This is a genomic window from Nocardia otitidiscaviarum NBRC 14405 (assembly GCF_000308635.1).
GTDB lineage: Bacteria > Actinomycetota > Actinomycetes > Mycobacteriales > Mycobacteriaceae > Nocardia > Nocardia otitidiscaviarum.
In genome coordinates, this window is record NZ_BAGD01000054.1 from 1 (window position 1) to 11,282 (window position 11,282).

The window sequence follows — 11,282 nt, forward strand, 5'->3', positions numbered from 1 at the left end:
AGCGGGGCCGCGTGCTGTCGGGGCCTATCCGTGTTCGCGGATGGTGCTGATCGCATTGAGTTCGGCCAGTGCCCGCTGGCTGTCGCGGTCGACGACGTCGTAGGAACCGGCCCGCCGCGAGCCGTCCTCGCGGTGGAAGGGTACGGCCCGCCCGGCGGCGGCGAACAGCGTGAACGCGCGGCGGAACAGGGTGATCGCCGTGGCGATGGTGCGACGCTGACCGCGGGAGACGGTGCTGGCGGGGGTGGTGATGGCGGTCATGGCTTATGCCTCCTGCTCGTCGGAAGTCTCGGTGCCGCCGGCCATCGCCGCGCCGGTGACCATTGCCATGGCGGTCATAACGGTTGCGGCTGCGAGCATTGCGGTGACTGCGTGCATGGCAGTAAGTTTTCCCTCGCGAGCTTTCTGCCAACAGTGGCAGTACTGACATTGTTCGCAAAGATTCGGCCAGATAGGCTGGGGCTATGTTGTCCAAGGTCGCCGTGGTGCTCAACGAGCGCCTCGCCATGTTCGAATTCGGCGTCGTCTGTGAGGTATTCGGGCTGGACCGGCGGATGGACGGGCTGCCCTACTTCGACTTCCGCGTCTGCGGGCTCGAACCCGGCAAGCCGCTGGACAGCAGCACACCCGGCATCACGGTCACGCCCGAATACGGGCTCGACGAGCTGCGGAACGCGGATCTCGTTGCCATACCGGCGTTTCCGTTCGGTGTGCTGGAACAGACCGATCCACGGGTGATCACCGCGGTGCGGGAAGCCGCCGAGAACGGGGCCACCGTCCTCACCGTCTGTTCCGGGGCGTTTCTCGCCGGGGAAGCCGGACTGCTCGACGACCGCAAATGCACCACCCACTGGAAATACGTGGACGATCTCGCGCAGCGGTATCCGAAGGCCACCGTCGACCCGGATGTGCTGTTCGTGGACGAGGGGGATCTGATCACCAGTGCGGGCACCGCCGCCGGGATCGACGCCTGCCTGCATCTGGTGCGGCGCGAGCTGGGCAGCGCGGCGGCCAATGCCATCGCACGGCGCATGGTGGTGCCGCCGCAGCGCGACGGCGGACAGCGTCAGTTCATCGAACGCCCAGTGCCCGAATGCACTTCAGACAGCCTCAGCGACACCCTGAACTGGATGAACGAACACCTGGAGTTGCCGCATACCGTGGAGGCCCTGGCCGCCCGCTCCGCCATGTCCACGCGCACCTTCGCGCGCCGCTTCGCCGCCGAAACCGGGACCACGCCGGTGAAATGGCTGACGGGGCAGCGGATTCTGCTGGCCAAACAGCTGCTGGAGGACACCGAGCTGGATCTGGAGTCGGTCGCGCATCGGTGCGGATTCGGATCGGGAGCGTTACTGCGCCACCACTTCCAGCGACTCGTCGGCATCGCGCCCACCGAGTACCGCAGGCGATTCGGGGCGCACCCGGACGAAGCGGGAGTCTAGGCGGGCTCGGGTCGCCTACCCGTCGGATATCCGCGTGCGGCGGGGTGTTGCCGGACACCATCTCCGGTTACTGTGCGGGAGATGAGCATCGAATTTCTGCTGACGACGCTCGTCATCGTCGCAACGCCCGGAACCGGTGTGCTGTTCACCCTCGCGGCCGGGCTCGCCAGGGGTACGCGGGCCAGCGCGATCGCCGCATTCGGCTGCACCTTGGGGATTGTTCCGCACATGATCGCCGCCGTGACCGGTGTGGCCGCGGTGCTGAACACCAGTGCCATGGCATTCCAGACGCTGAAGTATCTCGGCGTCGCCTATCTGCTGTACATGGCGTGGATGACCTTCCGCGACAAGGGCGCGCTGACCGTGCCCGAGCAATCAGGCGCCGCCCCGGGCGCTGGGCGGGTGATCGGCGCGGCCGTGCTGGCCAACGTGCTGAATCCCAAGCTGACCATCTTCTTCTTCGCATTCCTGCCGCAGTTCGTGCCCGCCGGGTCCGCGAATGCCGTGCCGCGCATGCTCGAGCTGAGCGGCGTGTTCATGCTCGCGACCTTCGTGGTGTTCGCGGTGTACGGGGTGGCCGCGGCGGCAGTGCGGGACCACATCATCACGCGGCCCGCCGTGGTGACCTGGATGCGGCGGGTGTTCGGGGCGTCGTTCGTGGCGCTCGCGGGGCGGCTGGCCGTGCAGAATCAGTGAGGGTGCTGGTCGCGGGCACGCGGGTACGAGGTGAGATCGGTACTGTAGGCGGAGCGATGGTCGCCGCGCGACGGGTGACCGTGGATTCGGAAGGGCGCACATGGTCAGCGGTGACCGACCAGAGCAGCTGTCGGCCCGGCCGGGGGCGATCGCGTACGACACCGAACCGGGCCCGACGGGGATCGCGTTGGAGATCTCGGCGAGCCCCATCCCGCTGTTCACACCTGAGGTACGAGTGAACGGCCGGGTGGTGCCGTATGCCGCTATGGGGGCGAATCATATTCCTGTCGCACCGGGGAACTACGACGTCGAAGTGATCAATCGCCGGATCCTGGGCCCGAGTTTCGGAGCGGTACATGCGGAGGTCCCGGTGCGCGAGGGCCGCGTCACCATGGTGTATTACCGGATGCCTCCGGCAGTATTCTTGACCGGAGTGATCGGGCCCGTACCGCGCCATGTGCCCGGAGCGGTGATCATATTCTGGCTCCTGGTCGGCTTGGCCATCTACCTGGCGCTCCTCCTCACCATGGCGATTGTCTTGGAGTGAACTCGTGGCTCGTCAGCGGTGGAGCAGGTCGATGGCGTGTAGCGGCAGCCGTCGTCGATCAGTTCCCGACCTGTTCGCGATACGGGCGAACCGAGAACAAACTCGCGTCGTAGCAATAGGTTTCGGAGGCGGGTGGTTGGTTGGCCAGTGCGGCCAGCGCGCGGTTCGGTATCGACGGCCAGTTCTCCGAGGCGACCACTTCGATATCGGTGGGCACGCCCTCGAGTCGCTGTTCATGGTGGCCGTCGAGGACGACCATGGGCAGCGATACTCCGTCGTCGGCGTGGATTCGCCACAGGGTCGGTTCGTAGGCTTTCAAGACCAGCAGCTGGGGGCGGACGGTCGCGTGGACGTATACATCGGCCGCACCTTCGGGGTGATCACGGAAGGAGTGGTCGCCGCCGGTCTGGTACACCTCGATGGCGTGCACGTCGATGGCGCGTCCGCCCTCGGGTGGAGGGTTGCGTCGTTCTCGGACGGAGTATCCACCCGCGACATCGCAGTCGTGCACGACGATCGGATGTCGGCCGGGTGGCAGTGGCGGTTCCGGCTGCGGCGTGGCGGGGGTCGAAGGGGCCGTCGGCGGGCATGGTTGTGTTCCGAGCGCGCCTCCCGCGCAGGGGTCGGTCGATTCGCCGAGGCAGGCGGTCGATACGGCCGCGAGCAGGACGATCATTCCGTATTCCACAGTGCGACGTATCCGCATACTTCCTCCCCGAAGCACATTGCGTCCGTACAGCTGTCGGTGATGTCGAATGTACCGATCGGAGGAGTACGGCGGTGAAGCACGAACCTGCTCCCGGGGGCTGTCGTACCGGGCACCGCGGATAGCGGTGTGGCTGTCGTTCGAGGGTGCGAGATGGATCCGGTGCCGCGCGTGTGGCTGGGCTCGGGGAAGGGCTACGTGTCCGACTGCACGTACTCGGCGACTCCGGGCTGGTGTCGGCGTGGGTTGGGGAGGGCCGCGCGGTGCGGCGGTTGATACCGTGCTGACGTGTCGCACACTGCTCACTCAACCGATCGGCCGCTCCGCACACTGGTGCTCGGCGGGGCGCGGTCCGGAAAATCGGCGTTCGCGGAACAACTGGTGGCCGCGGGGCCGGTGCGGTACATCGCCACCGCCGTGGTCGACCCGGCGGATACCGACTTCGCCGAGCGGATCGCTGCGCATCGGGCGCGCCGCCCCGCGGACTGGACGGTAGTGGAGGGCGACCCGATCGCGGGCCTGGGCCAGCCCACCCCCGCGACCCTGATCGACGACCTCGGCACCTGGCTCACCGCCCGCCTCGACGCCCGCAAGGCCTGGGAGCTGCCGCGCGGCACCGTGGGGCCGGATCTGGACGCCCTCGTCGCCGCTGTCGCCGGCTATGCGGAGCGGCTCGTGATCGTGAGCCCCGAAGTCGGGTTGGGCGTCATTCCCGCCACACGTTCCGGACGGTTGTTCCGGGATGAGATCGGCACGCTCAACCAGCGGCTCGCCGCGGTGTGCGATGAGGTGTATCTGCTCGTCGCCGGGCAGGCGGTGCGGGTCAAGCCGGGCGTGGATGGCGCGGACAGTGGTCCCGCCGGTGAGCGGCGGGCGGCGGGGGATGCCGGGCAGGTGGGCGGGGGTGCTGGACAATCCGATGTCGGGGCGGCGGCCGTTTCGGTACCCGTCGGGGATGCGGTGGCGGGAGGAGCGAGCGACGCGGCCGAATCCGAAGCAGCTCGCCCGGATCGGGCAGCCACTGGAATCGCCGGGGGCGCAATCGCTTCCACCGGCGGCGAGGGTGCGCAGCGGCGGGTCGGGTTGTCGAAGGGGAGCGCGGTGGCGGTGGAGTTCGGGCCGGTGGCGGCTCCGGATGCGGCGATGCGGGCGGCCGCGGGGAAGCGGCAGGGGCAGTTGACCAAACCGGCGGGGGCACTGGGGCGGTTGGAGGCGCTGGGGAACTGGGTGGCGGCATGTCAGGGGGTGTGTCCGCCGCGGCAGTTCGAGCGGGCGCGGGTGGTGGTGTTCGCGGGGGATCACGGGGTGGCGCGGCACGGTGTGTCGGCGTATCCGAGTGAGGTGACCGCGCAGATGGTCGCCAACTTCCTGCACGGAGGCGCGGCGGTGAATGTGTTGGCGCGGTTGGCCGATGCCACCGTGCGGGTGGTGGACATGGCCGTGGAGGGCGATACCGCGGCGGAGATCTCCACCTTCAAGGTGCGCCGCTCCAGCGGGTCCATCGACCGCGAGGACGCCCTCACCGAGGACGAGACCCGCACCGCGCTGCACGCCGGAGCGGCCCTCGCCGACGAGGAAATCGATTCCGGCGCCGACCTTCTCATCGCCGGAGATATGGGCATCGGCAACACCACCCCGGCCACCGTGCTCATCGCCGCCGTCACCGACACCGAACCGGTGGTGGCGGTCGGCCGCGGCACCGGCATCGACGACGCGGGCTGGATACGCAAGACCGCCGCCGTGCGCGACGCCATGTGGCGGGCGCGCCCCGTGGTCAAGGACCCGCAAGCCCTGCTGCGGGTCGCGGGCGGCGCGGACTTCGCCGCCATGGCCGGATTCCTGGCGCGCGCCGCCGCCCGCCGCACCCCGGTGGTCCTCGACGGTGTCGTGGTGACCGCCGCCGCCCTGATCGCCGAACAGCTCGCGCCCGGGGCGAGCGCCTGGTGGGTGGCGGGTCACCGCTCCAGCGAACCCGCCCACCAGATCGCGCTCGACCGACTGCGCCTGGAACCCCTCATCGACCTGACCATGCGACTGGGTGAGGGCTCCGGCGCACTCACCGCCCTCCCGATCCTGCGCGCGGCCGTGGCGGCGCTCGGCGAGATGGCGACGTTCGCCGAGGCCGGTGTGAGTACGGCCGATGCGCTGGAAGCTGGTGTGGGTGAAGCCGACTAGCCGGAGGCCAGGACCTACCCGCCGCCCGCCCGGGCATCTTCCCGGCGAGGGGGAACTGGTGGCGGTGGCGACTCGGGCTATGCCGCCACCAGTTCCCCGTGAGCGGTTGTCCAGTTCCGGGTTGCGGGGGACTTCGTGTCGGAGGGGCTGGTGAAGGGGCTCGCGCTGTCGCTGTCGTGGCTGACCGTGGTGCCGGTGCGGGGGCCGGAGCGGGTGGACAGGGGAGTGGCGGGGGGAGCGATCGCGTGGGCGCCGGTGGTGGGGGTGCTGCTGGGCGCGGGGGCCGTCGCGGTGATGTGGGGGCTCGTGGTCGCGGGTGCTTCGCCGCTGCTGGCGGGACTGGTGGGCGTGGCCGCGCTGGCGTTGGGGACGCGGGGGATGCATATCGACGGGCTCGCGGACACCATGGACGGGCTCGGGAGTTACGGCCCGCCCGAGCGGGCGCGGGAGATCATGAAGAGCGGCGGGGCCGGGCCGTTCGGGGTGGCGGCGCTGGTGTTCGTCATCGGAATTCAGGCGTTCGCGTTCGCGGCGCTGGTGGATGCGCAGCGGTGGCCGGCCGTGGTGGTCGCGGTGGCGGTGGGGCGGGTCGCGGTCGTGCTCGCGTGCCGCAGCGGGATCGACGCCGCCCCGGGGGCCGGGTTCGGGGCATTGGTCGCGGGAACGCAGCGGCGCGCGATCGGATTCGCCTGGGCCGCAGCCGCTCTGGTGATAGCGGGCTTCGTCACCGATGCGTGGTGGCTGGGGCCGATCGCCGTGGGAGCCGCGCTGGCGACGGCCATCGTGCTGGTTCGCCACGCTGTTCGCCGGTTCGGCGGGCTCAATGGCGACGTACTCGGGGCGGCGGTCGAGGTGGCGACGACGGTCGCGGTCGCGGTATCGAGTTTCGCGGTGTGAACCGGCCGCGGGTGTGAACCCGCGAGTCGGACCAGACCCCGTGGGCCGTGCTGGGGCGGATCGCCGCGGGTCCGAAATTCGGTTGCGGCGGGAGTCGCGCGGTCCCTACGGTTTCCCGCATGGCATGTCACTGCGCCCCCTACTTCATCCGTATCCGCCACGGCCGGGCTCTGGCCCGCTAGCGGACGCGGATTCTTCTCTCGGCGTCCGCAGGCGCGCCCAGGGCCCTTCGAGACTCATTCGACTCGAGGACCCGAAAGGGCAAGTGCTGTGGCGCAAGATTTTGCACACCGAAACTATTCGCATACCCAGCGCAAGGTCACCAGCGGCAGTGGAGCTCGCACGCCGCGCGACCATGCCAGGCGCACACTCTCGCAGAACTTCCTGGTGAACCGTGATGCCGTCCGGCTCATGGTGGCGGTGGCCGAACCGACCGGGCTGGTGCTCGAACCCGGCGCGGGCGAGGGCGTGCTCACCACGGAACTGGCTCGGCGCGGCGCCCAGGTGACCGCGTACGAGATCGACCCGCTGCTGGCGATGAAGCTCTCCGCGCGAACCCGACGCGAGAGCGGAATCCGCGTCGTCCGAGGTGATTTCACCAAGGCACGGGCTCCGCGCGAACCGTTCGCCGTGGTCGGCAACATCCCGTACTCGGTGACCGCCAAGATCGTCGACTGGTGCCTGACCGCACCCGCCCTGACCTCGGCGACCCTGCTCACCCAGCGGGAATATGCGCGCAAGCGCACCGGCGACTACGGCCGCTGGAGCCTGGTGACGGCCGAAACCTGGCCGTGGTTCACCTGGGAACTGCACGGCCAGGTGGACCGGACCAGCTTCCGGCCCGTCCCGTCGGTCGACTCGGCGATCCTGCGGATCGTCCGCCGCCCGGAACCGCTGGTGCGGGAACGGAACTCCTACCTGGAGCTGGTCCGGACCGGCTTCACCGGCCTCGGCGGCTCCGTCCGCGCGTCCCTGCGCACCCGCTATCAGGGCGTGGACGAAGCGCTGGCCGTCGCGGGCATCGACCGTGACACCGTGGTGGCCTACGTGCACCCCGACCAATGGGTGACGCTGCACCAGCAGCTCGCCGCCTGACCGAATCCGGTGCCGCCGCATACCCCGGCGGCACCGGACCGCCATACCCTCGTCCGAGCCGCAGTGATCTCGGCAGGCTTCTCCCTCCCACCCACAACTCTTGCCATCCGCCGTCACACTCCCGGAAAATGGATCGCATCCAGCCGTTTTCACAAACCGACGGTTCATCCGTTAAAGTTTTCGAGCAACACCGGTCCGGGTGGCGGAATGGCAGACGCGCTAGCTTGAGGTGCTAGTGCCCGTATTAGGGCGTGGGGGTTCAAGTCCCCCTCCGGACACACCGACGACAGAGCTCTCCCTACATGTAGGAAGAGCTCTTTTCTTGTCCAGTTTCGACTCCTCGCGGCCAGATCGTCGGAACGCGGGACGCACCCGAACCGAGCAGACCGAGAACCACAGGGTGATCTGGTATGCGTCCGTGCCGCCCCCGTGCGGACATGGATCGTGTAGCCTCCGCCTATCGAACGCGCGCTCGCCGACGTCGAAGCGAGACGGGGCTAAGCCGCCGTTGGCCGGAACCTGCCCCTGGTAGTGGCCATCGCGCACCGGTGCTGCAGTGCGGCTGCCACTGGCCGGAGGGCCTGCATTGCACAGAAAGTGTTGCGTCGCAGAATGTCTCGGGGTAGCTTGCCGTCCAACCGTCGGTTCCGCACGACGCGCGGCGGCTATGGGATCACCGCGCGCAGGAACGTGAACAATTGGACGATCATGCCCACGACGGCTCCGGCGATCGCGATGGCCAGCAGAATGCGGAACACCAGAGCCCAGTCGAAGGTCGCGCTGCCGAAGTCGAACGGGAACACCTGCCAGACACGGATGGTCGCCGCCAGGCCGATCCCGGTGGTGACGAGGTCGCCGAGGGACTTCAACCACGGCGGATCGGCGGGCAGATACACGACGCTGGTGATCAAACCGGCGATCAGCGATGCGGTGACGAGCCACAGTACCCGCGGGGTGTCCTCGGTGAGAAAGGGCAGGGCATCCCATCCCGGCCAGGCGTGAATGGCGTAGAGCAGCACCGCGTTGCAGAGTGCGGCGACGACGTAGCCGGCTCTGCGTGCCGCCGTGGACGGGCGGCGAGTCGTTTCGGTAGCCGTCATCGGAACCCCTCCAAGTCGATTCCTTTGGTCACGGTACGACCGATCCGGTCGCCTCCGGCAGAGGCAAGGGTCCCGAGGTGGACCGCCGTCCTGCCCTACCGCCGATGGACGTGCCCGCGCCGCCACCGCCGACAGCATCTGGTGCGACATGCTGCACGGTGTTCTGGATTTTCGAAGGATGGCCGGAACCGAGCACCTCCATCAGCCGGGGCGGATGCTGTTCACGGAGCGGAGATCAGACCGGGATGCCCAGTGTCGGCCGTGCGCGCGGGAAATGTTGCCGATGTCGTGCCGGGTGCCGGTCGAACTCGCCAGCGAGAACCGTGGTGCGAGCGGTGTGTGGTGAGACCTGCTGCCATACTTGGCGTTTCAGCGCACGGCTGTTCCCGGTCGCGGTGGGTGTGAAGGTGGTAGGTGCGATTTTTCGACGAGTTCTCCTGGTAGGGGTCGTGGTGGTGTTCGGTGCGGCCTGTGCTGTGCTTCCTGCCGAGCCGCCACCACCGGTTCGTCTCGGGGCCGCTCCCGTGACCGCGACCGGGCCGCGGTACGAGGGTGCGCCTTTGCACTCCTCCGGGTTCTATGAGTTCGATCAATGGCCCAAGGCATGCAACCTGATCACCGACACCGATATTCGGGCGATCTTTCCGCAGGTGACCGACAGCGAGAGGTTCGCGGTACACCAAGACCTGATGCTGGCGGCGCCGTGGAGCCGCCGGAGCCGGAATGGGCGCGAGAGCGGGTGCGGGTCGGGGGAGCGCTCTGTACGGTCGCCATGGCGCTGCCTGGTATCGCGTTCGAGGCGGACGAGTTGCCGCCCCGGTCCGGCGCCGAGGTGACGATCGAGGTGATCGCCGCGGGCAGTGCGGGGGTCGTCTACCGGAACCGGCCACAGCCCTTCCCCGCCGATCCACCGATCACGGTCGCCGGGATACCGTGCGTGGCCGCCCAGGGCAATAGTCTCGTGTGCGCGACGCTGTATGTCCTGTTCCAGGTGTCGATGACGGTCGAGTACACGCGGCAGGTCGACGAGTACACGGCGATCCGTTACCTGCACGGCACCGAGACGGTCGCGTTCGGGCGCGAGCCCGACAAGGATGAACTGCGGCGGCAGCGGGAGTGGGAACGGTCGGTGATTGTTCGCGAACTCGTCGAAGCGGTCGTGGCGAAGTTGTGAGGCCCCGCCTGCCGTGGCGGTCGATCAGCCGAGGGTGAAGGACGCGCGGCCGCTGATGTGTTCCAACTCCCGCTCCGAGCCGTCGTCGTACTGGGTGACGATCCACGCCTCCACCCGACCGGCTCCCGGTTCCATGCCGAAACCAGTGATCACACCGTCCGGTGCCTGGATCTCGCCGTGCTCGTTGAACTGGTGCGATTGTCCGCTGGTGCGGCCGGTGTCCAGGCTGCGCCAGTGGGACGGCGACACGGTAGGTTGGGGCCGACGACACGGCACCGGGCGGAGGACAATGGTCCTCGATGTGCTCGACCGAAGGCCGTAGCGGCACGAGGTCGCGGCGACCACGATGGTCGGCATGACCGGGGACGGCGGCCTGGCGGCCGATGGGATCGTGGCTCGGCTGCTGGATTCGCCGGAGCCGTCGATCCGGTGGCGCGTGCTCACCCGGCTGCTCGGGACGCCCGCGGACGATCCCGCGGTGCGGTCGGTGCGGGCGGATATCGCTGCCAGCGTGCGGGTGCGGACTCTGCTGTCGGAACGTAGGGACGACGGGACGCTACCGTTCCATCCGTACGGCGCCACGTGGTACGGCGCACATTGGGTGTTGGTCGCACTGGCCGAACTCGGTTATCCCGGCGGTGACGAGTCGTTGATCCCGTTGCGGGAGCAGGCATTGGGGTGGGTACTGTCCGAGGAGTACCGCACACGCCATATCGGACAGGTGCGGGGGCTGCCCACGCTGCATGCCTCCATCGACGGGAATCTGTTGTGGGCGCTGCTGAGTCTCGGGCTCGCCGACGAACGCGCCGAGGAGCTCGTGACCCGTCTGCTCGCCACGCAATGGCCCGACGGCGGCTGGAATTGTGACCGGCACGCGAGCGGCCGCGTCTCCTCGTTCGTCGAAAGTCTCATTCCGCTGCGCGCGCTCGCGCTGCACGCCCAGCGGACCGGTCGGGAGGACAGCCGAGACGCGGTGGTTCGGGCCGGTGAGCCGTTCCTGAGCCGCCAGCTGTTCCGGCGCATCGGTGACGGCACCGTGATGGCGAAATCGTTTGTACAGCTGCATTTTCCATGCTAATGGCATTACGACTTCCTGTTCGCGCTCACCGTGCTCGCGGAGGCGGGGCTGATCACCGACCCGCGCTGCGCCGCTGCCCTCGATCTGCTGGAGTCCAAGCGGCTGCCCGATGGCGGCTTCCCCGCCGAAGCGCGCTATTACCAGGTTCGTGCCGTGCCCAGCGGCAGATACCGTTCGCTCGTGGACTGGGGTCCGACGGGGCGGCGTCGGTTCAATCCGTGGGTGACCTGCGCCGCGCTGACCGTGCTGCGGGCCGCCGATCGGCCGCTCGCACGCATCGATGAGCACGGTGGGACCGCGAGGATTTCGGCGGACGCGAAGGCATATGGTCCCCAGCCCGATCAAGTATCGACGCGATAGGTGAGTCCGGAG

General features: G+C 68.7%; 13 protein-coding genes and 1 tRNA gene. 10 read left to right on the forward strand and 4 right to left on the reverse strand.

Annotation, left to right across the window (positions count from 1 at the left end; all coding sequences use genetic code 11):
• Window positions 1–24: 24 nt before the first annotated feature.
• The gene (locus ON31_RS10050; protein WP_039811989.1) at window positions 25–261 is read right to left on the reverse strand and encodes a hypothetical protein; all 237 of its coding nucleotides are present in this window, start codon (window positions 259–261) and stop codon (window positions 25–27) included.
• A 203-nt stretch (window positions 262–464) separates the two neighbouring features.
• On the opposite strand from ON31_RS10050, the gene ON31_RS10055 reads away from it, so the two are divergent.
• The 3 genes from ON31_RS10055 to ON31_RS10065 all read left to right on the forward strand — a co-directional run bounded on the left by ON31_RS10055 (window position 465) and on the right by ON31_RS10065 (window position 2,685).
• The gene (locus ON31_RS10055; RefSeq protein ID WP_039811992.1) at window positions 465–1,442 is read left to right on the forward strand and encodes a helix-turn-helix domain-containing protein; all 978 of its coding nucleotides are present in this window, start codon (window positions 465–467) and stop codon (window positions 1,440–1,442) included.
• An 81-nt stretch (window positions 1,443–1,523) separates the two neighbouring features.
• On the forward strand, window positions 1,524–2,138 hold the full coding sequence (locus ON31_RS10060; RefSeq protein WP_039811995.1) for a LysE family translocator: 615 nt from the start codon (window positions 1,524–1,526) through the stop codon (window positions 2,136–2,138).
• A 100-nt stretch (window positions 2,139–2,238) separates the two neighbouring features.
• On the forward strand, window positions 2,239–2,685 hold the full coding sequence (locus ON31_RS10065) for a hypothetical protein (protein WP_039811997.1): 447 nt from the start codon (window positions 2,239–2,241) through the stop codon (window positions 2,683–2,685).
• 58 nt (window positions 2,686–2,743) lie between these two features.
• Here ON31_RS10065 and ON31_RS10070 read toward each other — a convergent pair whose 3' ends face one another.
• Window positions 2,744–3,361, reverse strand: a complete 618-nt coding sequence (locus ON31_RS10070; protein ID WP_157533633.1) for a hypothetical protein — start codon at window positions 3,359–3,361, stop codon at window positions 2,744–2,746.
• A gap of 318 nt (window positions 3,362–3,679) precedes the next feature.
• Here ON31_RS10070 and cobT point away from each other — a divergent pair, with 318 nt between their 5' ends.
• From cobT to ON31_RS10090, 4 genes are all read left to right on the forward strand, one after another.
• On the forward strand, window positions 3,680–5,566 hold the full coding sequence (gene cobT, locus ON31_RS10075; protein ID WP_051037059.1) for a nicotinate-nucleotide--dimethylbenzimidazole phosphoribosyltransferase: 1,887 nt from the start codon (window positions 3,680–3,682) through the stop codon (window positions 5,564–5,566).
• 150 nt (window positions 5,567–5,716) lie between these two features.
• Window positions 5,717–6,463, forward strand: coding sequence for an adenosylcobinamide-GDP ribazoletransferase (locus ON31_RS10080; protein ID WP_081592356.1), 747 nt, complete (start codon window positions 5,717–5,719; stop codon window positions 6,461–6,463).
• A gap of 270 nt (window positions 6,464–6,733) precedes the next feature.
• On the forward strand, window positions 6,734–7,558 hold the full coding sequence (gene erm, locus ON31_RS10085; RefSeq protein WP_039812002.1) for an ErmE/ErmH/ErmO/ErmR family 23S rRNA (adenine(2058)-N(6))-methyltransferase: 825 nt from the start codon (window positions 6,734–6,736) through the stop codon (window positions 7,556–7,558).
• Between the two features lie 193 nt (window positions 7,559–7,751).
• Window positions 7,752–7,836 (forward strand) — tRNA-Leu (locus ON31_RS10090).
• Window positions 7,837–8,223: 387 nt separating this feature from the next.
• On the opposite strand, the gene ON31_RS10095 is transcribed toward ON31_RS10090, so the two are convergent.
• The gene (locus ON31_RS10095) at window positions 8,224–8,658 is read right to left on the reverse strand and encodes a hypothetical protein (protein ID WP_039812004.1); all 435 of its coding nucleotides are present in this window, start codon (window positions 8,656–8,658) and stop codon (window positions 8,224–8,226) included.
• A gap of 703 nt (window positions 8,659–9,361) precedes the next feature.
• Between ON31_RS10095 and ON31_RS10100 the strand changes: the two genes are divergently transcribed.
• Window positions 9,362–9,832 (forward strand): hypothetical protein, encoded by a 471-nt coding sequence (locus ON31_RS10100; RefSeq protein ID WP_147287192.1) that lies wholly within the window; start codon window positions 9,362–9,364, stop codon window positions 9,830–9,832.
• Window positions 9,833–9,856: 24 nt separating this feature from the next.
• Here the strand turns inward: ON31_RS10100 and ON31_RS10105 are convergent, their stop codons facing one another.
• The gene (locus ON31_RS10105) at window positions 9,857–10,081 is read right to left on the reverse strand and encodes a hypothetical protein (RefSeq protein ID WP_039812009.1); all 225 of its coding nucleotides are present in this window, start codon (window positions 10,079–10,081) and stop codon (window positions 9,857–9,859) included.
• A 106-nt stretch (window positions 10,082–10,187) separates the two neighbouring features.
• Here ON31_RS10105 and ON31_RS10110 point away from each other — a divergent pair, with 106 nt between their 5' ends.
• Together ON31_RS10110 and ON31_RS10115 are read left to right on the forward strand one after the other, a co-directional pair.
• A complete protein-coding gene (locus ON31_RS10110; protein WP_147287193.1) occupies window positions 10,188–10,910 on the forward strand; it encodes a hypothetical protein in 723 nt (240 codons plus the stop codon).
• Between the two features lie 30 nt (window positions 10,911–10,940).
• Window positions 10,941–11,270 (forward strand): hypothetical protein, encoded by a 330-nt coding sequence (locus ON31_RS10115; protein ID WP_039812015.1) that lies wholly within the window; start codon window positions 10,941–10,943, stop codon window positions 11,268–11,270.
• Window positions 11,271–11,282: the final 12 nt, after the last annotated feature.